Annotated in this window: 18 protein-coding genes and 1 pseudogene; 8 read left to right on the top strand and 11 right to left on the bottom strand. The window is 56.1% G+C overall.

All coding sequences use genetic code 11. The annotated features are described in order from the left end of the window. Positions 1 to 5: 5 nt before the first annotated feature. Entirely contained in the window at positions 6 to 869 is an 864-nt protein-coding gene (locus tag GUY40_RS28875; protein WP_371924918.1) for a methyl-accepting chemotaxis protein, read from the bottom strand. A gap of 9 nt (positions 870 to 878) precedes the next feature. Next, positions 879 to 1,010: pseudogene (locus tag GUY40_RS28870) on the bottom strand (HAMP domain-containing protein); the annotation flags it as partial. 1,285 nt (positions 1,011 to 2,295) lie between these two features. Here GUY40_RS28870 and GUY40_RS20525 point away from each other — a divergent pair. Then, positions 2,296 to 3,300, top strand: a complete 1,005-nt coding sequence (locus tag GUY40_RS20525; protein ID WP_166570740.1) for an NADP-dependent oxidoreductase — start codon at positions 2,296 to 2,298, stop codon at positions 3,298 to 3,300. Positions 3,301 to 3,585: 285 nt separating this feature from the next. Here the strand turns inward: GUY40_RS20525 and pyrF are convergent, their stop codons facing one another. Further along, positions 3,586 to 4,287 (bottom strand): orotidine-5'-phosphate decarboxylase, encoded by a 702-nt coding sequence (gene pyrF / locus GUY40_RS20520; protein WP_166570739.1) that lies wholly within the window; start codon positions 4,285 to 4,287, stop codon positions 3,586 to 3,588. A gap of 224 nt (positions 4,288 to 4,511) precedes the next feature. Here pyrF and GUY40_RS20515 point away from each other — a divergent pair, with 224 nt between their 5' ends. Next, positions 4,512 to 4,679, top strand: coding sequence for a DUF2897 family protein (locus GUY40_RS20515; protein WP_166570738.1), 168 nt, complete (start codon positions 4,512 to 4,514; stop codon positions 4,677 to 4,679). 69 nt (positions 4,680 to 4,748) lie between these two features. Here GUY40_RS20515 and GUY40_RS20510 read toward each other — a convergent pair whose 3' ends face one another. The 5 genes from GUY40_RS20510 to GUY40_RS20490 form a co-directional block, all read right to left on the bottom strand. Next, entirely contained in the window at positions 4,749 to 5,072 is a 324-nt protein-coding gene (locus GUY40_RS20510) for a helix-hairpin-helix domain-containing protein (protein ID WP_166570737.1), read from the bottom strand. A 91-nt stretch (positions 5,073 to 5,163) separates the two neighbouring features. Then, the gene (locus GUY40_RS20505) at positions 5,164 to 7,158 is read right to left on the bottom strand and encodes a nucleoside-diphosphate sugar epimerase/dehydratase (RefSeq protein ID WP_166570736.1); all 1,995 of its coding nucleotides are present in this window, start codon (positions 7,156 to 7,158) and stop codon (positions 5,164 to 5,166) included. 127 nt (positions 7,159 to 7,285) lie between these two features. After that, positions 7,286 to 8,464, bottom strand: a complete 1,179-nt coding sequence (locus GUY40_RS20500; protein WP_166570735.1) for a DegT/DnrJ/EryC1/StrS aminotransferase family protein — start codon at positions 8,462 to 8,464, stop codon at positions 7,286 to 7,288. Positions 8,465 to 8,556: 92 nt separating this feature from the next. Next, entirely contained in the window at positions 8,557 to 9,183 is a 627-nt protein-coding gene (locus GUY40_RS20495; protein WP_166570734.1) for an acetyltransferase, read from the bottom strand. Further along, positions 9,180 to 9,776: a sugar transferase gene (locus tag GUY40_RS20490; protein WP_166570733.1), complete on the bottom strand. Its 597-nt coding sequence runs from the start codon at positions 9,774 to 9,776 to the stop codon at positions 9,180 to 9,182. Before GUY40_RS20490 ends, GUY40_RS20495 begins: the two co-directional genes overlap by 4 nt. Positions 9,777 to 10,634: 858 nt before the next feature. On the opposite strand from GUY40_RS20490, the gene GUY40_RS20485 reads away from it, so the two are divergent. Genes GUY40_RS20485 through GUY40_RS20460 form a run of 6 tightly spaced genes read left to right on the top strand, consistent with a single transcriptional unit; the run spans position 10,635 to position 18,821 of the window. After that, complete coding sequence (locus GUY40_RS20485) at positions 10,635 to 12,065, top strand: lipopolysaccharide biosynthesis protein (RefSeq protein WP_166570732.1); 1,431 nt, start codon at positions 10,635 to 10,637, stop codon at positions 12,063 to 12,065. After that, positions 12,053 to 13,372 carry an O-antigen ligase gene (locus tag GUY40_RS20480; protein ID WP_166570731.1) on the top strand — a complete coding sequence of 440 codons (1,320 nt, stop codon included), beginning with the start codon at positions 12,053 to 12,055 and terminating at the stop codon, positions 13,370 to 13,372. Before GUY40_RS20485 ends, GUY40_RS20480 begins: the two co-directional genes overlap by 13 nt. 18 nt (positions 13,373 to 13,390) lie before the next feature. After that, entirely contained in the window at positions 13,391 to 15,337 is a 1,947-nt protein-coding gene (asnB, locus tag GUY40_RS20475) for an asparagine synthase (glutamine-hydrolyzing) (protein WP_166570730.1), read from the top strand. 37 nt (positions 15,338 to 15,374) lie between these two features. After that, positions 15,375 to 16,652 carry a nucleotide sugar dehydrogenase gene (locus GUY40_RS20470; RefSeq protein ID WP_306092851.1) on the top strand — a complete coding sequence of 426 codons (1,278 nt, stop codon included), beginning with the start codon at positions 15,375 to 15,377 and terminating at the stop codon, positions 16,650 to 16,652. 11 nt (positions 16,653 to 16,663) lie between these two features. Continuing rightward, positions 16,664 to 17,704, top strand: a complete 1,041-nt coding sequence (locus GUY40_RS20465; protein WP_166570728.1) for an NAD-dependent epimerase/dehydratase family protein — start codon at positions 16,664 to 16,666, stop codon at positions 17,702 to 17,704. Continuing rightward, positions 17,697 to 18,821 carry a glycosyltransferase family 4 protein gene (locus tag GUY40_RS20460; RefSeq protein WP_166570727.1) on the top strand — a complete coding sequence of 375 codons (1,125 nt, stop codon included), beginning with the start codon at positions 17,697 to 17,699 and terminating at the stop codon, positions 18,819 to 18,821. Before GUY40_RS20465 ends, GUY40_RS20460 begins: the two co-directional genes overlap by 8 nt. Before the next feature lie 104 nt (positions 18,822 to 18,925). Here GUY40_RS20460 and GUY40_RS20455 read toward each other — a convergent pair whose 3' ends face one another. From GUY40_RS20455 to rpsA, 3 genes are all read right to left on the bottom strand, one after another. Then, entirely contained in the window at positions 18,926 to 19,099 is a 174-nt protein-coding gene (locus GUY40_RS20455) for a LapA family protein (protein ID WP_371924916.1), read from the bottom strand. An 84-nt stretch (positions 19,100 to 19,183) separates the two neighbouring features. Further along, positions 19,184 to 19,477: an integration host factor subunit beta gene (gene ihfB / locus GUY40_RS20450; protein ID WP_166570725.1), complete on the bottom strand. Its 294-nt coding sequence runs from the start codon at positions 19,475 to 19,477 to the stop codon at positions 19,184 to 19,186. A 228-nt stretch (positions 19,478 to 19,705) separates the two neighbouring features. Beyond that, a complete protein-coding gene (gene rpsA / locus GUY40_RS20445) occupies positions 19,706 to 21,391 on the bottom strand; it encodes a 30S ribosomal protein S1 (protein WP_166570724.1) in 1,686 nt (561 codons plus the stop codon). Positions 21,392 to 21,432: the final 41 nt, after the last annotated feature.

The following is a 21,432-nucleotide window of genomic DNA, read 5'->3' as shown; positions in this document are numbered from 1 at the left end:
TGACGTCAAAGTCGGAAATGCCCCACCATCCCCTTCAGCTCATTCCCAAGCTGCGCCAGTTCAATACTTGAACTGGCGTTGCCGTGCATGGCCAGTGCCGATTGATCGGCACTGGCGCGGATGCTGGTGACACTGCGATTGATTTCCTCTGCCACCGAGCTTTGTTGCTCGGCTGCCGCGGCAATCTGCTGGTTCATCTGTTGAATCAGCGAGACCGCCGCCGCAATGCTCCCCAACGCACTTTCGGTTTGCAGTGCATCGCTGACCGCCAGTTTCACCAGTTCACCGCTGTTGCGGATCTGCTCGACCGACGACTGAGCGCTACTGCGCAGGGTGCTGACCAGGCGCTCGATCTCTTCGGTCGATTGCCGAGTGCGTCGCGCCAGCGCCCGTACCTCATCGGCCACCACCGCAAACCCGCGCCCCTGCTCGCCTGCCCTGGCCGCCTCGATGGCAGCGTTGAGCGCCAGCAGGTTAGTCTGCTCGGCAACGCTCTTGATGACCTCAAGCACGCTGCCGATGGTCTGGATTTCGGCGCTCAGGCTTTCGATGCTGTGGCTGGCCGACGCCGCGGAGCTGGCCAACTGTTCGATGCGCTGCATGCTTTGACGAACCACGGCCTGGCCGCTGTCGACCTTGTCATCCGCCGTTTGTGCCGCCAGCGCCGCCTCTTCGGCATTGCGCGCAACGTCATGCACGGTGGCGGTCATCTGGTTCATGGCGGCGGCCACCTGCTCGGTTTCCTCTTTCTGGCTACTGACCTCAAGATTGGTCTGCTCGGTGACCGCCGAGAGCGATTGGGCGGACCCGGCCAACTGCTCGATGCCGGCTTGCAAACCACTGACAATCCCGCTCAGCCCGCTATTCATCTGCTGCATGGCCTGCATCAATTGGCCGATTTCGTCGCGGCGTGTCACCGCTATTTCGCCGCTCAAGTCACCGGCGGCAATCTGCCGCGCATGGGCAATGACCTCGCGCAGGGGAGCGACAATCAGCCGAGTGATCACCATCGCAGCGATGATCCCGAACAACAGCGCGGCGATTGATGACGCAATGATCAACACTGTACTTTTTTCAATTTGTGCCTGCAGGGCCTGCCCCTGCTCGGCCGAGGCCTGATCCACCCGGGTCGTCACTTGCCCGGCACGCTCACGCAGTTGTTCATACACCTGCCGCTCCTGGCCCAACAGCGCGGTGTATTCAGCCAGTTTTTCACCAAAGGTGGTGATATGGTGGGTCACGTCGCCCAGCACACTCTGGTAACCGGCGTCCTTGATCTGGCCCTTGAGCTGTTCGGCCATGACCAAAGCCTGCTGGGCCTGGGCGATCTGGCCCTTGTCGGCACCCTCGGCGTCCGCCTTGCGACTTTGCTCAAGGCGCACCCGGGCCTCGTCCATGGCTTGCAACATCAGCCGCGAAACCTGGCTGACCGCCGCCGATTGCTCAATAAACTCCGCGCCTTGTTGGCCTTGGGAGTCCTTGAGGGTGTAAGTGCCATCGTCAGCCAGCCCGGCCTGCAGCACGTCCAGGTTATTGGCCACGCTGGACACCGACCAACTGGCCATGTCCAGCGCCAGATCCTTGGACTGGCTGAGTTCGACAAACTGGTCAAACGCCTGGCGATACGCTGCCAGCGCTTGCTCGACGTCAGCCATGACTGGCGCTATGCCGGGAGTTTGAACTTTAAGGTGGGCCGCCCGGGCTTGTAGCTCATCGACCCCGGCATGCAGGGCATCTACCGTTTTCGGATTGGCGTGCAAGGCAAAATCCTGCTCCATCAAACGCACCTTCAACAGGCCGCTGTTAAGCATGGACATCTGCGCCAGCGCTTCGGAGCGCTGGCTGATTACCTCCAACGACCACACACCAATCCCCGCCACCAGTGCTGTCAACGACAACACCATGGCAAAACCAAGCCCCAGTTTCCTGGCCATCCCCTGATTGGCAAAACGTCCTCGTGTGGCCGAATTCATTGCGCACCGCCCCTTTTTCTGCACTGTTGCCAATCGCCGAACTGGCCTTGCGGCAGAGTCGCAACCCTGCCCCCTCGGGCACAAGTCTTCACCGTCGGGATAATGGCAAAAAGCTACAGGCGCGTCGCTTTCTGAACGGTCGAGGTCGGAACATATCGGTGTCGATCACGGCCGGGCTTGAATATCCATGCATTGCAGTGATGAACTTGCCTGGCATCTATCACCCCCTTCGATAACCGCGCATTCGCAGACCCGGGCTCCCTTGCCTGTTGCGCAACAAGCGACTATCAACAAGCACTGATTCCACACACGAGTACTTCCAATGACTGCCCAGACCAATCGCCAGTTTCTGCTAGCCCGCCGTCCGGTCGGCGCCGTGACCCGGGATGACTTCGACTTCCGGGAAACCCGCGTCAGCAGCCCGGCACCGGGTCAGATCCTGGTAAAAAACGAGTACCTGTCGCTGGACCCGGCCATGCGCGGCTGGATGAACGAGGGCAAGTCCTACATTGCGCCCGTTGCTATCGGGCAGGTCATGCGGGCGTTGGGTGTCGGCAAAGTCATCGCCTCGGAAAGCCCGAAATTCGCCGTCGGCGATTACGTGAACGGCGCATTGGGCGTACAGGACTACTTTTTGGGCGAACCTGCCGGTTTCTATAAAGTCTACCCGAGCCTGGCACCGCTGCCGCGCTACCTGTCAGCGCTGGGCATGACCGGCATGACCGCCTATTTCGCCCTGCTCGACGTGGGCGCGCCAAAGGCCGGCGAAACCGTGGTGATTTCCGGCGCTGCCGGCGCCGTGGGGAGCATTGCCGGACAGATTGCCAAGCTCAAGGGTTGCCGGGTGGTGGGCATCGCCGGCGGCAAGGACAAGTGCCAGTTCCTGGTTGAGGAGTTGGGCTTCGACGGGGTCATCGATTACAAGAACGAAGACGTCATCGCCGGCCTCAAACGCGAATGCGCCAAAGGCGTGGATGTGTACTTCGACAACGTGGGTGGCGACATCCTCGACGCTGTCCTCAGCCGCTTGAACCTGAAGGCCCGGGTGGTGATTTGTGGCGCGATCAGCCAATACAACAACAAGGACGCCGTAAAAGGCCCGGCCAATTACCTGTCGCTGCTGGTCAACCGTGCGCGCATGGAAGGCTTTGTGGTGATGGATTACGCCGGGCAGTTCGCCGCTGCTGGCCAGCAAATGGCCGGCTGGATCGCCAGCGGCAAACTCAAGAGCAAGGAAGATATTGTCGAAGGCCTGGAGACCTTTCCCGAGACCTTGCTGAAGCTGTTCAGCGGGGAGAACTTTGGCAAGTTGGTGTTGAAGGTCTGAGGCAACGGCCTGGGGCTGCTTTACAGCCCATCGCGGCGGTCCGGCGATCCGGCAAGCCCCAATGCCCGTGAGTTAAGGCATAGACCTTGTGGGAGCGGATTTATCCGCGAATGAAGACAACGCGCAATGCCTGAAAAATGAGCTGCATTCATTCGCGGATAAATCCGCTCCCACATAGTTCGCCATAACTGACCGGCATTGGGGCAAGCCCGGCTCCTGCATCCGGGGATGATGTGGAGCGGCCTTGGCCGCGATGGGCCGTGACACGGCCCCGGAGGCGACCGCTTAACCGGCCAGCTCAGCCACCACCGCCGCCAGCGCCTTGGCCGGGTCAGCCGCCTGGCTGATCGGACGACCAATCACCAGGTAATCAGACCCGGCATCCAGTGCCTGGCGCGGGGTCAAAATGCGGCGCTGGTCATCGACCGCGCTGCCAGCCGGGCGAATGCCAGGCGTCACCAGCTGCAGCGACGGGTGCGCCGCTTTCAAGGCCGGAGCCTCCAGGGCCGAACAGACCAGGCCATCCATCCCGGCCTTCTCTGCCAGCGCCGCCAGGCGCAGCACCTGCTCCTGCGGCTCGATATCCAGACCGATGCCCGCCAGGTCTTCACGCTCCATGCTGGTCAGCACGGTTACGCCGATCAGCAACGGCTTCGGACCGCTGCGCTGGTCCAGCACGTCACGGCAGGCCGCCATCATCCGCAGGCCACCGGAGCAATGCACGTTGACCATCCACACCCCCATCTCCGCCGCAGCCTTTACCGCCATGGCTGTGGTGTTGGGGATATCGTGGAATTTAAGATCCAGAAAGACTTCAAAACCCTTCTTGCGCAGGGTTTCGACAATGTCGGATGCGCAGCTGGTGAACAGCTCCTTGCCGACCTTGACCCGGCAAAGCTTGGGGTCCAACTGATCAGCCAGGTTCAAAGCGGCTTCACGGGTGGGAAAATCCAGGGCGACGATGATAGGCGTCTGGCAAGCGGACATTGGCGGGCTCTCAGGTCAAGTCGAAATCGGCGCGCATTGTAGCGGATGCGCGGGGTCTACGGGACCCGCCGATCATCAAAAACCGGACGGCGCGGGTTTTAGTCGCTGCGGTGCAATGGGCCGGGCAGACCTATAATGGAATCACTGGTCAACAATTTCACTCAAAAATGGAAAGACCGCCCCACACCGACCTCGGCCCGGGCAGGTTCTTGAGGAGAAGCAAAATGCCCTGGTATGCCTGGCTAATCCTGCTGATCGCCATCGGTTCTATTGTCGGTGGCTTGATGATGCTGCGCGAGACAGCGAAGAAAGTGCCGCTCACGGAGGAACAGTTGAAACGGGTGCGTGAGCGGAATGCGGAGATGGATGCTAAAGAGGCGAAGGATCGGTGATTACAACGTGATCAACCCTATGACTGATCATAAGCCCCTTTTTAAAGAGGCTTATGACTTCTTGTGGGCTTAGTTCAGCGTCAGCTTGTCACGATTTCTGTCCAGCAGTGCTTTACCGATGCCCTTGACTTCCAACAGCTCATCCACTGACTCGAATTTCCCCTGGCTTTCGCGGTATGCCACGATTGCCTCGGCTTTTGTTCGCCCAATACCCGCCAATTCCTTTTGCAGTGTCTGTGCGTCGGCGGAGTTCAGGTCGACCGCTGCCACCTTGGCCGTATCCACTATCATCACCTCGGGCTCCTGCATCGCCTGAGGAGTGACAGCAGCGGCTGGAAGTGCAAAGGAAGTGAAAAGGGCAAACAGAACAGACGAGAGGAAGGCTTTACGCATGATAACGCTCCATCGGTAAGTAACGAGGCAGCTTTTCCTAAGCTGCCCCTCTAACCTAGCCGACTTCGCTTTGCTGTAAAACAGCTGAATGTTACGGATCCATTCGGCGTTGCTGATAAATCCAGTCGACTATCTCGCCGTCAGGCGCGTAACCACTGACAGTCTCGCGTAAAAGCTGGCGAACGCGGCTGTAATCGTCGCTGGAAATCGCCGCCAGGAGTTCTGTTAGTTTTTCTTTCAATACATCCCAGGGCAGCAAATCCTCATTGGCACTCATGATCATCGGATGTTGAGTGGCAACGACGTTATCGCCGATCAACAACTCTTCATACAATTTCTCACCTGGGCGCAAGCCGCTGAATTCAATGGCGATATCACCATGCGGGTTGCGCTCCGAACGTATGCTCAAGCCGGACAAGTGGATCATCTTTTCGGCCAGCTCGACAATCTTCACAGGCTCGCCCATGTCGAGCACAAATACATCACCGCCCTGCCCCATGGAACCTGCCTGGATCACCAATTGTGCAGCTTCAGGGATGGTCATGAAGTAACGGGTGATTTTCGGGTGAGTAACGGTCAGCGGACCACCCGACTTGATCTGTTGGTGGAACAAGGGAATGACCGAACCCGAAGAGCCCAGAACGTTGCCAAAGCGCACCATGGTGAAACGTGTTTTATTGACCTGTGAAACGTTGCTGGTGTCACCGAAAAGGACTGGGGCTGCTTCGCGACTGAGCGCTTGCAATGTCATTTCAGCCAACCGTTTGGTACTGCCCATGACGTTGGTTGGACGCACGGCCTTGTCGGTGGAGATCAGCACGAAATTCGACACACCGGCCTGCAAGGCGGCCTGAGCTGTATTAAGCGTACCAATCACGTTGTTGAGAACACCTTCGGCAATATTGTGCTCGACCATTGGGACGTGTTTGTAAGCCGCAGCATGGTAAACCGTATCGACATGCCAGGTTTTCATCACATCCAGTAGTTTTGCCTCGTGCTGTACCGACCCTAATATTGGCAGTAGCTTGACCGACAACGATTCACGGCTGATGCGCCGCTCCAGTTCGGACAGAATGCTGTAAAGATTAAATTCGCTGTGTTCGAAAAGCAGTAACGTTTTTGGCTGAGCCCCCAGAATCTGACGACAAAGCTCTGACCCGATGGAACCGCCTGCCCCCGTCACCAGAACGCATTGATCTTCGATACAGCGTGAGAGTAAATCCTCCTGCGCCGGCACCGAGTCACGACCCAGCAAGTCGGCAATATCCACCTCCTGAATATCGTCCACTTTTACCCGCCCGCTGGCCAGGTCCATAAAGCCGGGCACGCTACGCACGTGCAGAGGAAACTCCTCGAGAAAATTAAGTATTTCTCGACGCCGGGCTCGGGTTGCCGAGGGCACGGCCAGTAATATTTCCTGCGCGCCCGTTGAGTCGATCATCTCCTGTATATGCTTGGGGGTGTAGACCTGCAGCCCGAAAATAACCCTGTCTGCAATACTGCGGTCATCATCAATGAACGCAACCGGGCGCATAAGCCGCCCCATCCGCAACGCCACCGCCAACTGATTGCCAGCCGACCCGGCTCCGTAAATTGCGACTCTGGGCAAACCATCATCTCGACTGGTGAAAGGTACATGTTGAGCCGCTGCAAACCAGTCGCCCAAAAAGTACTGGCGCATCGCCAGACGCAGGCCACCGATCAACACCAGGCTCAACCACCAATAGTTGAAAATGATCGAACGAGGGACGACCGCCTCATGGTTGCTGTACCAATAAACGATGACTGCAAGCAAAAGCGAAGCGAGGCTGACGGCCTTGATGATAGCGATCAGCGCATCGTTGCCAAAATAGCGCATGACGGCACGGTACATGCCGAAACGAATGAACAAGGGTATTGCTACAATCGGGGCACTGATAAACAGCCAGCGATAACCTTCCAGAGGGTTGATAAGCTCATCGATGCCGAGGCGCACGACAAATGCCATCCATAGAGCAAGCCAGACTAGCAAAACGTCGCAGATCACTTGGATCAGCCGCTTTTTCCTTCGCGATAACCCTAGCAAATAGGCTCGTGCTTTTCCCATAACTCCCTCGTCAAACCTGGACCGTTCGAGAACCCAATAGCAGCCACCATAGACCCTCAGCTCAGAGGTCAAAGGGATGCCATTGCGGTTCAGCCTCTATTTAAATTACGGCTGCCGCGAGCCCATACTAATCAGCCGACGCTTCTTGCATAACGTCGCACAAGACTTGACACGTCTTGTCGATTTCCGAGGAAGTCAGCGTCGGGTGCACCATGAACATCAAGCTAGTGTCACCCAGCTGCCTGGCAACTGGCAGACGCTCCCGAGGACGCCATTGCGTTTTGTCGAATGCCTTTTCCAGATATACCTCAGAACACGAGCCCGAGAAGCAGGGAACTCCGCGTGCAACAATTTCATTGAGAATTCGGTCCCGACTCCAATCGGCTTTCAATGACTTGGGCTCGACGAATACATAGCACTTATAAGCGGCATGCAGGTATTCCTCCGAGATGGCAGGCACCCTCAAACCGGTCAATTGATCAGCAGCAGCCCAGATTCTGCGGGCATTGGACAATCGCGCTTCGTGCCATTGAGCCATTCGTCCCAGCTGGATACGCCCCAACACGCCTTGCGCTTCCAGCATCCGCCAATTAGTACCAAAACTTTCATGCAACCACCGAAAACCGGGCGCATGCTCTCGCTCATAGATGGCTTCCCAGCTCTTGCCATGATCCTTGTAGGACCACATGGCCGACCACAGGTCGCGATCATTTGTCGTGACCATTCCGCCTTCGCCACCGGTGGTCATTATCTTGTCCTGACAGAACGACCATGCACCAACATGACCAATAGACCCGACCGGACGCCCTTTATATTTTGCACCGTGGGCCTGGGCGCAATCCTCGATCACTTTTAGATCATGCTCATGTGCCAGTGCCATGATCGGGTCCATGTCGCAAGGCCAACCCGCCAGATGAACACAGACGATCGCCCGAGTACGCGAAGTCAGCACAGCAGCAATAGTGTCCGCCGTAATGTTTTGCGAGTCAGGGTCTACATCGGCAAAAACGGGGATCGCACCGGCATTCACGATGCTGGACACAGATGCAAGGAACGTTCGGGGGGTCACAATGACCTCGTCCCCCGCCCCGATGCCCAATGCCTTGAATGCGAGATCCAGCGCCACAGTGCCGTTAGCCAGTGCGACAGCATGGTGGGTTCCGCTCCAGGCGGCGAACTCTTTCTCGAACTCACGGCACTCCTGGCCGGTCCAGTAGTTGACTTTGTTGGAAAGAATGACGTCACGTACCGCGTTGGCTTCTTCTTCGGAAAAAGAAGGCCAAGGAGAAAAAGGAGAGTTCAGCACAGCCCATACCCATTGATATCAAGACGAAAATTCAGAAAAATCACTCGTTTACATCCAGCTCGACCCGTGTCTCCAGCGTAGTCGATGTCTGCTCAAGCTGTTGAAATGACCTTGGCGGGGACGCCAACAACCACTGCGCCATCAGACACATCGCTCACCACAGACGCGCCGGCCCCTACAACAACATCGCTACCGATTCTGATCAGTTGCCTCACGCTGGCACCGATTCCGATCCAGCTGCGCTCACCAACGTTTACAGCTCCGGCCAGTCTGGCGCCTGGGCTGATATGTACAGTGTCCCCTAACACGCAATCATGGTCGACACTGCAACCGGTGTTGAGGATTGCTCCTGAGCCAATTTTTGCGTCGGCGTTGACCACCACCCCTGCAAACACGACGGACCCGGTACCGATGGAGGCGTATTGGCTAATGACCGCCTGGGGATGAATCACAGACACAACAGGTGCCGCGACACCGATCAGAGCGGCCAGTTTCACATGTCGAACGGTATTATTGCCGATTGCCACAATGACACCTTGGTAATCCTGGAGCCGAGCGACCATTGCCGCCCAATCCCCTCCCACGAACCAATTGCCATTACGCGTGAGTCCGGGCCAGGCATCATCGTAAAAATCTACCTGATCCCAACCGCAGCATTGCGCAGTATCAGCCACGACTTTCCCATGACCGCTGGCCCCGAGAACCGCCAGTTTTCTCATCGCTTGTTACCGGTAAATTTAGACATGGTGACTTCGCCGTCCGCGCTGATGCCCTCTTTGACAACCACTTTCTTCACGGTCATGAAAATGATCTTCATATCGAGTACAAACGATCGATTGTCCACATACCAGACGTCCATTTTGAATTTTTCATCCCAACTCAACGCATTGCGGCCATTGACCTGAGCCCACCCGGTAACGCCTGGACGAACCTCGTGACGGCGGTTCTGTTCAAGACTGTACAAGGGGAGGTACTCCATCAGTAACGGACGTGGCCCCACCAGACTCATGTCTCCCTTGAGGACGTTCCACAACTCCGGCAACTCGTCCAGGCTACTGGCGCGAAGGAAGCTGCCGAAAGGCGTCATCCGCTCCGAATCCGCCAGAGGGTTGCCGTTGGAATCCACCGCATCGCGCATCGTTCGAAACTTCACCATTTCGAACGGTTTCCCATCGCGGCCAGGGCGAACCTGCCTGAAGAGAACCGGAGAGCCGAGTTTTTTTCGGATATTCCAGGCGACGATAGCCATCACCGGAGCCAGGAGTATGAGAGCGCACAATGAAGCACTGATGTCGATGAACCGTTTGTACATGTGTTGACTCGAATATGGATTGGAGGAGTGCACATCCTCAATGCTGCTCCTGCCTGCGACTGGAGTCTTTCCATTGAGCGATCAGGTTACAGCTTTCGCATGAGGCTTGTTGAATAGACATTGACAACCATCAATAGCGGCAAAACAAAGGCCATGGGCGCCTGGAACCTGAAGAGGACATAATGATGGATGACGACCCTTCTTGCAGATGTCTCGATAAAGGATAGAAATTGACCGGATAATTCGCAAACTTCCGCCTTTTGAGACCCCAGGCGCCAACACCGCCGTTACCCATTGCGGGATCGTTGCATCCTGTCCTTCACCGCTCACCCCGATGAATCGGAATGCTGCCACCAAAAGCGAAAAATTTTGACAACCCTGATTTCAGTCGTCAAGCAATGAATAGCGCAGCCCGAATTCCCCTATTGTTCCTGAAAGAAAAGCTCACCTCCTCGCCCGTCGACATTGAGCCAACCTAACCACGGACTCTGACGCAGACATCGAATCGCAGCTCCAGCAGCACGCCGGAGGCTCACCTGCGCGCAGGTCACTGCGCCGATTGAAATTCGGCCAGCCTCTTGGCGTGCGGCCTGCGAGTCTGTCATCGACTAAAGCCACTTGCCAGAGCCGCCCTATCCAGTATCATTCCGTACCTTCCAGCCCCGGGCCGCAACCTCGCTTGCATCCTCCCTGGCTCGAAGCCCGGCACGACCTTCAGCTACTCACATATAAAGAAAAAGGCTGGCCAGGAACTGCTTCTGATACTCCATAGATCACACCATGCTTTGCGATCCAGGCCATTACCCGATGGAAACCGGAACGTTGAGAACTTTACGTATTCGGCATAGGGAGATGCGCTTGAATAGCTGGCTGAAAAAATCCCTCGCGCTGTATTCAGCCAATGGCCTGAATTTCCTGCTGAACATTGTGATTATCCCTATCCTTGTTTACTACATCGGCTTTCAAGGCTATGGATTCTATTCCGTCTATATCATTCTCTCGAGCACCTTGCTGTTCCTCGACTCGGCATTATCCAAGTCTGCGGTAAACGCCATTTACTCGGCAAAGGAAGAGCAACGCGCTCAGCTCGTCAGCTCCTCACGAGCGGCTTACATCATTGCGGGAATTGCGCTGCTGCTGGCCACCCCTATGATTGCCAAGGGTGTCTCGGTCCTGTTTCCGCTCTACAGCGAACAACTGAACCTGGCCTACTGGATTGGCGCCGCTGCAGCGATTGAATACGTCCTGGCCTTGCCGGGTCAATATTTCCAGATGCTGAACGTGCTACGGGCTCGTCACTTTGCCTATGCGCAATATCAATTGTGCATCCAGCTAAGTCGTTTTCTTGCGGTGGTGATCGTCGCTGCCACGACACAGCAGATCGAGTGGGTGCTTGCCGCGGTTGTACTCAGAAAGATCCCCGACTATCTGATTCTGTGGCTGTTCTGGCGCAAACAAGAGTCCGAACCCACCACCCCGGTCGCCTGGCCTGTGGTAACCACTCTCTATCGACAGGCAGCACCGATCATCGGAGTCGCGCTGCTGCTGGTGCTCGCGACCGAGTTCATCTCTATCTATGTCAGCCACGCCTATGGCGCTGAAACACTGGGCAAGTACAGATCTGTCTACGACGTACTGAACAAGATCTGGTTTGTTGCGACGCTCTATCCGGTTTTGGTGTACCCAAAAATTTGCGAGTGGTTGGCCGACACAAACAAAAAGGCGTGGCTTCAGAACATGATGCCTTACCTGAACTTGGGAAGCGCGCTGGTTTATGGCGCGCTCACGCTCGCGGGCCTGGCCATCTACCCACTCATGGTTCACTGGATTCCGGCGCTCGGGGATGCCGCCCCCTTCGCTGCAGGCCTGCTTGCCGGGATCTGCATGTCTGGGCATGTTCGACTCGGGTATGAGTTTTTGCAGGCACAGAAAGATGCAGGCGCTGCACTTCTGATCAATCTGCTTTCACTGGGTGCGGGTGCCGCGACCCTATTCGCTTTCTACGGTGAAGCAACCAGCGAAATCGGATGGGCATGGTTCGTCTCTCAATTGTTGGCGGTCATAATTGTCGACATTCGTAACGGTATACTTTTGTCTTCCTCACTCCGTAAATCAGTGATCGGGCTGCTGCCTTGGCTCGGGGTAGGTATCGGGGTTTTCATAACGACTTCAATCCACGGCATGGAAGGCACAGTGACTTCACTGCTCCTGCTTGCTGTTTTTATGAGCAGCCTCGCCATTCTGGCGAAGCGTTTGCGTAACCTAAGGCAAGTAAAATGCGCAAGGTAAACTACATCTCGATCGGCGCCGCCCTGATTGTTTTTGCCTCCGTGGCGACAGCGCTGCGCTTCGGAAAACTGCCAATTGGAATCGGCGAGCTGGCTGTGATCCTGCTTTTTCTGTGGGCCTTGCGCTACAGGCAGGCACTGGGCTACCTGACGCACCCGATCATGCTCTTCTGGATAGGCTTTATCACGATTGCAGGAGTAGCAGCGTTTTTCAGCCCTCTTACGGGCGCCAGCACCGTCCACACCGCTGCTGCTTATGTGTATACGGCGTGCTTCTCGCTCATGGCACTGGCCTGCATAGATAAAGCTTCACAAGAGGAATTCAACAGTTTTATCAGGGCTCTGGGCATCGTTCCGGTTGTATTGCTGGCTATTCCGTTTCTCTGCTTCTTGACTGATTCCTACGAGCTTTCGGAGTTATTCGGGATCAATACCGACTACCCTTCACGCCTTTCCGCCTGGTCCACCAACCCCAACCAGCTTGCGGTATTCCTGCTGCCTATTCCAATCTGGCTGATGGCGGTCTACCGTGACTCCAACTGGCAAGGCGCACGCTGGCTACGTAACTTCTTGCTTCTCTGGGCCTTTTTCTTCCTTGGCATATGCGTGCGCAGTGATGCACTGTTGCTTGCCTGGTGTATTGGTTTGCCCCTGCTGACATTCGTGGCATCTCTCTGGTTAAAACGAATCAACTGGAAAATGTTTGTAACGATGCTGGCCGCCTTCGTACTGGCTTTCGGTTCATTCAAGTACATGATCGACGGACCAGGCCGGGAAAAGCTCATTGCGGCCGAGAACGCTATTATCAATACCGTCTCCTCGATATTCACTCCAACTGCAGGCGAAACCCGCCCGAAAAAAATCCATCGAGCGTCAGCTCCCGGCAAATCGGACTCCATGATTGGCGTCGGCTTCGACCAGAACAAGACTGGCGTGCGTAAAACGCTATGGATCCATGCATCTGAAGCATGGTTGCTGTCCCCCATTATCGGGCATGGTCCAGGCGCGTTTTCCTACCTTGAAGATCCAGCCAAGAAGGAGGAGGCACATAACCTTGGCTTCGACATGCTCACCCAGGTCGGCATCGCAGGCGTGTTGCTGTTCGCTGCCTTGTATCTGTGGCTTCTCGTCAAGGCGTATCAAGCACGAGACCCTTACTCGCTAGCGGTACTCATCGTGCTGATGGTTTTCTCTGCGGCTCACTTCATGCTCCGACAGCCCGTATTTAGTCTTTACATGATTATTTGCGCACTGGCGATCAAGAAGGGCAGCTTTACTGTCGCGCGCGAGAAGCCTCAACCCATCTGATTACAACGAGATTGTTCCATGTGCGGTATTGCTGGGTTCTGGCACCCTAACAGCCAAAGCATGTATGACGGGCCAGCCGCCCTCACTCGCATGACTAACGCCATTGTTCATCGAGGTCCTGATGATGCTGGCGCCTGGGACGATGGCGCTGGCCTTTTTCTTGGCCACCGCCGGCTTGCGATCGTCGACCTGTCTTCAGCAGGACACCAGCCAATGGCATCGCCAACCGGCCGGTATGTCATTGTTTTCAATGGTGAAATCTACAATTTCCAGGCACTGCGCAAGGCGCTCGATTCAGCGCAGCAGAATCCCCTGCCTTGGCGCGGTCATTCCGACACCGAGGTAATGCTGGCGGCATTCGAACATTGGGGCATCATTGACACCCTGCGCAGGCTGGTCGGCATGTTCGCGCTGGCAGTGTGGGACCGCACCCGCGAAACGCTCACACTTGCACGCGACCGCATTGGGGAAAAACCCCTCTATTACGGCCTGCAAAAAGGCGCGTTACTGTTCGCATCGGAATTACAGGCACTTGATGCCCATCCCGGCTTTGACGCGCATGTATCACGCGACAGCCTGGCCCTGCTGCTCAAATATGCGTATGTGCCGTCACCACACTCCATTTATGAAGGCATTCACAAGTTGCCCGCCGGCACGTGGATCGAATTCGACCGGGCCGCCTTGGCGAGTGGCACGAAGGCAACGCCACAAGCCTATTGGGAGCTGCCCAGCGCACACACCGCAAGCACCCCGTCGCTTTCCGACGCTGAGGCTATCGACCAGCTGCATGAGCTGATGCGCACTACGATAAGCGAGCAAATGGTGGCCGATGTTCCCCTCGGCGCTTTCCTTTCCGGCGGCATTGACTCAACGCTGATCGTCAGCTTGATGCAATCGCTATCGCCGCAACAGGTCAAGACTTATACCATCGGTTTCGACGACCCCGGCTACAACGAAGCTGAGCACGCAAAAGCCGTGGCCCGCCATCTTGGCACTGACCATACTGAACTCTATGTGTCAGGCGCTGACGCACTGAGCGTTGTGCCGAAGCTACCTGAGATTTATGGCGAGCCCTTCGCCGATTCATCACAGATACCGACGTACCTGGTTTCTCAATTGGCACGCAGCCAAGTCACAGTAAGCCTGTCTGGCGACGCGGGCGATGAGCTATTTGGCGGATACAATCGCTATCAGTTCTTGCCCAACGTATGGAGCAAACTCAGTCGCATACCGGGACCTGCACGCAAGCTGGTCGCCCGCATGATCGAGTCCGCCTCACCCAATCGCTGGGACTCCATCGCCAATGGATTGAACCCTATTATTCCCGCGGGCCTGCGAGTTCGCCTGCCCGGAGAAAAACTTCACAAACTGGCCAGCGTCATGCGGCACGACTCACCCAGCCAAATGTACAATCGCGTGGTATCGCAGTGGCAAAATGCAACCGACGTGGTAATTGGGGCGCGTGCCTTTCCCGAACTGGCTGCTGTCGGGGACAGTGATTTCGCCTCGTGGATGATGCGCCAGGACACACAAACCTACCTGCCGGACGACATTCTGGCCAAAGTTGATCGCGCGGCAATGGCGGTCAGCCTGGAAACCCGCGTACCTTTCCTCGACCATCGAATCGTAGAGTTCGCGTCGGCTTTGCCGATGTCACTCAAAATCCGCAATGGCAGCACCAAGTGGATCCTGCGCCAACTACTCTATCGCTATGTGCCTCGGGAACTCATCGAACGCCCCAAGATGGGCTTCGGTATCCCGCTGCACGAATGGCTCCGAGGCCCTTTGCGCGACTGGGCTGAATCACTGCTGGATCCACAACGATTGGCAAGCGAAGGATATTTCGTTCCTGGCCCTGTCCGCGCCGTCTGGGAAAGGCACCTTCGCGGACAAGGAAACTACCAGCACCAGCTTTGGCCTGTGCTGATGTTCCAGGCATGGCTCGATCGAAAACGAACCATCTGACTAAAAAGATTCCATTATTAGAGGAAAATCCATGTATCTGAGAAAGATATCAGTGGTCGGGCTGGGCTATGTTGGCTTGCCCGTGGCTGTAGCGTTCGGCAAGCACGGACCTGTCATTGGCTTCGACATTAATGAAAGCCGTCTGCAAGAACTGCGTGCGGGACAAGACCGCACCAATGAGGTCAGCAGCGATGAGCTGGCGCAGACGCAAATCGAATTCACCAGCAAGACAGAGGTGCTTGCTCAAGCCGACTTCCATATCGTAGCGGTCCCAACGCCGATCGACGACGCTCATCAGCCAGACCTGACGCCGGTAGTGAAGGCATCCGAAACCGTTGGTAAAGCCCTCAAACAGGGGGACATTGTTGTCTATGAGTCTACTGTCTACCCTGGTGTCACGGAGGACATCTGCGTTCCAATTCTTGAACGCCTGTCCGGCCTCAAATGCGGCACCGACTTCACCGTAGGTTACAGCCCGGAGCGTATTAACCCGGGCGACAAAGAGCATACGTTCACCAAGATCAAAAAAGTGGTATCCGGACAGGATGCCACCACCCTTGAGATTGTCGCTGACGTCTATAGCTCCGTCGTTACTGCCGGCGTTTATAAAGCCGCATCCATCAAAGTGGCCGAAGCCGCCAAGGTGATCGAAAATACCCAGCGCGACCTGAACATCGCCTTGATGAATGAACTGGCGTTGATCTTCGACCGCATGGGCATTGATACCCTCGACGTTCTCGAAGCAGCCGGGACCAAGTGGAACTTCCTGAAGTTCAAGCCCGGCCTGGTAGGCGGGCACTGCATCGGCGTGGACCCTTACTACCTGACGCACAAAGCTGAAAAACTCGGCTATATCCCTCAGGTCATTCTGGCTGGCCGTCGCATCAACGACAGCATGGGCGCTTTTATCGCCCAACAGACGATCAAGCAGATGATCCATGCCGGCCACCCTATTGCGGGTGCCGTGGTTACAGTCCTTGGCCTGACGTTCAAAGAGAACTGTCCGGATCTGCGCAACTCTCGTGTCATCGATATCATTCGTGAGCTTGAAGAGTTCGGTGTCAAGGTACAAGTCTTCGACCCAGAAGCCGAACCTACAGAAGCGCTGCACGAATATGGCGTCTCGCTGCTCAAACTGGACGAGCTCCAGCCTGCCGCTGCCGTTGTGGTCGCCGTTGCACATGATGCTTATGCACGGTGGACAAACGACGAATATCTGAAACTCATGCACAACGGCCCCGTCGTCATCGATGTCAAAGGTGTTTGCGATGGTCCCGCGCTGGAACGTGCTGGAGCGCGCTTCTGGCGCCTTTAATGGAGAACAGCATGACTACTTACGAAACATTGCGCCAAGAGCTAGCGACTTCACCTCGCACCTGGCTCGTCACCGGCGTGGCCGGCTTCATCGGTTCGAATTTGCTTGAGGCTCTGCTTCAATTGAATCAGCGCGTCATCGGCCTGGACAACTTCGAAACCGGTCACCAACGCAACCTTGATCTGGTTCAGCGGGCTGTCTCCGAGAAAGCCTGGGCCCAGTTCAAGTTTGTACAAGGTGATATCCGAAAACTGGAAGACTGCCAGCGGTCACTGGAAGACGGTGTCGACTACGTCCTTCACCAGGCAGCATTGGGCAGCGTACCCCGCTCGCTGGAAGACCCTATACGAACCAACAGCACGAACATCGACGGCTTCCTGAACATGCTCGTCGCCAGCCGAGACGCAGGTGTCAAACGCTTCGTCTATGCCGCTTCAAGCTCCACGTACGGTGATCACCCGGGCCTGCCCAAGGTCGAAGATCGGATCGGCCGACCACTGTCGCCCTATGCCGTCACCAAGTACGTTAACGAGTTGTACGCGGACGTGTTTGCACGTTGCTATGGACTTCAGACCATAGGCCTGCGGTATTTCAACGTGTTCGGTCCCAGGCAGGACCCTGATGGAGCGTACGCAGCCGTTATCCCAAAATGGTTTGGCGCTCTGCTCCGCGATGAACCCATTCATATCAACGGCGACGGTGAAACCAGCCGTGACTTCTGCTTCGTCGCCAATGCCGTCCAAGCCAATCTGCTAGCGGCCACGACGCAAGAAACCGAAGCTGTGAATCAGGTATTCAACGTCGCTGTAGGTGATCGCACCACGCTGAATGAGCTGTTCACCAATATCCGTGATCTTGCCTGCGCAACCAAGCCTGAGCTCAAGGATGTGGCCCCGGTATACCGTGATTTCAGAGCCGCAGACGTGCGCCACTCCCAAGCGGACATTAGCAAGGCGCAAACACTGCTCGGGTACGCACCTACACATCGTATTGCTGCCGGACTGAAGGACTCGGCAACCTATTACACAACTCATGTAGGCAAGCATGTCTAAGATTGCCGTCATCGCCGGGCTGGCCGAATCGCTCATCCGATTTCGCGGGGATCTTCTGGATGCAATGAGGGCTAATGGCCATGAAGTCGTCGCCATTGCACCGGAAGAAGACGATTCGGTACGCAAACGACTCGCCGAGAAAGGGATCGAATACCATGTTGTGCCGATGGCACGTGCCGGACTAAACCCCTTCGCCGATCTGCGCTACCTGCTTCGACTTTGCGGATGCCTGCGAAGAATCAAGCCCGATGTAGTACTTGCCTATACCATAAAGCCCGTTGTTTATGGCCTGCCTGCTGCGCGTCTTGCGCGTGTCAGGCGGCGCTACGCGCTGATTACCGGGCTTGGCTATGCGTTTACAGACGTAGAAAAAAGCTTCAGTCGAGGCCTTGTACATCGCGTCGCTTCGGGCCTGTATCGATTCGGCCTACGCTTTGCCGATGGTGTGTTCTTTCAGAACCCGGATGACCGACAGCTTTTCAAGAACAATGGACTGTTCAACGCGAAGCTGAAGACATGGATCGTCAATGGATCCGGGGTCGACACCGACAGCTTCCCGGTAGCTCCCTTGCCAGCACAGCCAAGCTTTCTGTTCGTGGGCAGATTGCTGCGAGACAAGGGAGTGATCGAGTATGTAGAAGCCGCTCGCGCACTGAAGCTCACCTTCCCACAAGCCACATTCCATCTGCTCGGACCGCTGGACTCCAATCCCTCGGGCATTAACGCAGATATTGTTTCAGGCTGGGAAAAAGAAGGGATCGTCCAGTACCACGGCGCAGTCAGCGATGTGAAACCCTACCTCGCCGCCTGCAGTATATTTGTGCTGCCCTCGTACCGCGAGGGAACACCGCGCTCAGTGCTTGAAGCCATGTCAAGCGGGCGAGCGATTGTGACCACTGATGCACCTGGCTGTCGTGAAACGGTTCAGGACGGGGTTAACGGATTTCTTGTCAGGCCGCGTGACTCGGTCGACTTGGCTACAGCGATGGGACGCTTGGCAGGCTCTAGTGAGCTGCGTGAGCGAATGGGCCGTACAAGTCGCGAAATGGCGGAGCAAAAGTATGATGTACATCGAGTGAACACCGCCATGATTGAAGCAATGGAGCTGCGCGGCTAGATGCCAGCCTGGTCCGGCGCGCTGCGCCGGGCTTTTATTCACAGCCAAATCCAGCGTTCATCAGACGAAGCCGTCAGAGACACTTTCAGATCCCGGTCACCCGCCTACTTGCCAAGACTTGGCTTATGACGTCGGGAAATGACTAAGCTCAACAGAGGTCCGACCACCAACCCCGACAACAATGCCCCCAAAATGTAAACCGACACTGGCCATTGCGGGGCAGACCAACCAACAAACGACAAAGTAACCGGCTGTTGATTTTCCAGCGAAAATAGCACGGTAACCGCTGATGCCAGCAAAACGACCAGAAGCAACAACAACTTCTTTACTCCGCGCACAACATTTCTCCTGAGACTGCTCGGTTAAACCGACTCATCATCCTCATTCACCCGATCCCGCAGCTCCTTCCCCGGCTTGAAGTGAGGAACGAACTTGCCATCGAGGCTGACAGACTGCCCAGTCTTGGGATTACGCCCCACCCTCGGTGCCCGGTAATGCAGCGAAAAGCTACCAAAACCACGGATTTCAATTCGATCACCAGTGGCCAGGCACTGGGACATTTGCTCAAGCATGGTCTTGATGGCCAACTCCACATCCTTGGATGAGAGCAGCCCTTGATGGGTGACAATACGTTCGATCAGTTCCGACTTCGTCATATTTTTCCCTTCTTTATCAAGCAGCTAGATAAGCGCTCTCATGGTTTTAGCATGAGAAGAAGGATTTGAACAGGGCGAATATCGGCGCGTTGAGCATTCAAGGCGTTGGGCGCGGATACCTGATTGACGCCAGGGCGCGGCCAGTCGGCGCAACCGCCTATCGGGGCGAAAAATCGCAGGCACAAAAAAGGGCGACCGAAGTCGCCCTTTTTCATGATCAAGCAGAACTTAGTTCTGTTTGGCCATTGCTTCGCGCAGCAGTGCAGCCATGGTGGTATCGGCAGCAGCAGCTTCCGGAGCGGATTTCAGGCTCTGGATAGCTTCTTTCTCTTCAGCGTCGTCTTTCGACTTGATGGAGAGGCTGATAACGCGGGACTTGCGGTCAACGCTGATGATCTTGGCTTCTACTTGCTCGCCAACTTTCAGGACGTTACGCGCGTCTTCAACGCGGTCACGGCTGATTTCGGAGGCTTTCAGAGTCGCTTCGATGTCGTCAGCCAGGGTGATGACAGCGCCCTTGGCGTCAACTTCTTTAACGGTACCGGTAACGATAGCGCCTTTGTCGTTGACAGCAACGTAGTTGGAGAACGGATCGTCTTCCAGCTGCTTGATGCCCAGGGAGATGCGCTCACGCTCTGGATCAACCGACAGGATCACGGTGTCCAGCTCGTCGCCCTTCTTGAAGCGACGTACGGCTTCTTCGCCCACTTCGTTCCAGGAGATGTCGGACAGGTGAACCAGACCGTCGATGCCGCCGTCCAGACCAATGAAGATACCGAAATCGGTGATCGACTTGATGGTGCCGGAGATCTTGTCGCCCTTGTTGAACTGGCCAGAGAAGTCTTCCCATGGGTTGGACTTGCACTGCTTGATGCCCAGGGAGATACGACGACGCTCTTCGTCGATGTCCAGAACCATGACTTCCACTTCGTCGCCCACTTGAACGACTTTCGAAGGGTGGATGTTCTTGTTGGTCCAGTCCATTTCGGAAACGTGTACCAGGCCTTCCACGCCTTCTTCCAGCTCTGCGAAGCAGCCGTAGTCGGTCAGGTTGGTGACGCGCGCCATGACGCGAGTGCTTTCTGGGTAACGTGCCTTGATAGCAACCCACGGGTCTTCGCCCAGCTGCTTCAGGCCCAGCGATACGCGGTTACGCTCGCGATCGTATTTCAGTACCTTGACATCGATCTCGTCGCCAACGTTGACGATTTCGGAAGGATGCTTGATACGCTTCCAAGCCATGTCGGTGATGTGCAGCAGGCCATCAACGCCGCCCAGATCAACGAATGCGCCGTAGTCGGTGAGGTTCTTGACGATACCTTTGACTTGCTGGCCTTCCTGCAGGGATTCCAGCAGAGCTTCGCGCTCGGCGCTGTTTTCGGCTTCCAGGACGCTGCGACGGGAAACGACAACGTTGTTGCGCTTCTGGTCCAGCTTGATGACCTTGAATTCCAGCTCTTTGCCTTCCAGGTGCGTGGTGTCGCGCACTGGACGGACGTCAACCAGAGAACCAGGCAGGAACGCACGGATGCCGTTAACGTCGACAGTGAAGCCGCCCTTAACCTTACCGTTGATAACGCCCTTGACCACTTCTTCGGCTGCGAAGGCAGCTTCCAGAACAATCCAGCATTCAGCGCGCTTGGCTTTTTCACGGGACAGCTTGGTTTCGCCAAAGCCGTCTTCAACCGAGTCCAGCGCAACGTGAACTTCGTCACCGACGTTGATAGCCAGCTCGCCAGCGTCGTTGTAGAACTGCTCAAGCGGGATCAGTGCTTCGGACTTCAGGCCAGCGTGAACGGTTACCCAGCGAGCCTGGTAATCGATATCAACGATAATACCGGTGATGATGGAGCCTGCCTGAAGGTTCAGGGTTTTTAGGCTTTCTTCAAAGAGTTCCGCAAAGCTTTCGCTCATTTTAATTCCTGTCGATGAGGGCGAAGAATACGCCCATCTCC

The organism is Pseudomonas sp. R5(2019), from assembly GCF_009905435.1.
In the GTDB taxonomy this organism is placed as follows: Bacteria; Pseudomonadota; Gammaproteobacteria; order Pseudomonadales; family Pseudomonadaceae; genus Aquipseudomonas.
Note: the sequence above shows the minus strand (reverse complement) of the source record. Positions and strands in the feature narration are given on the sequence as shown.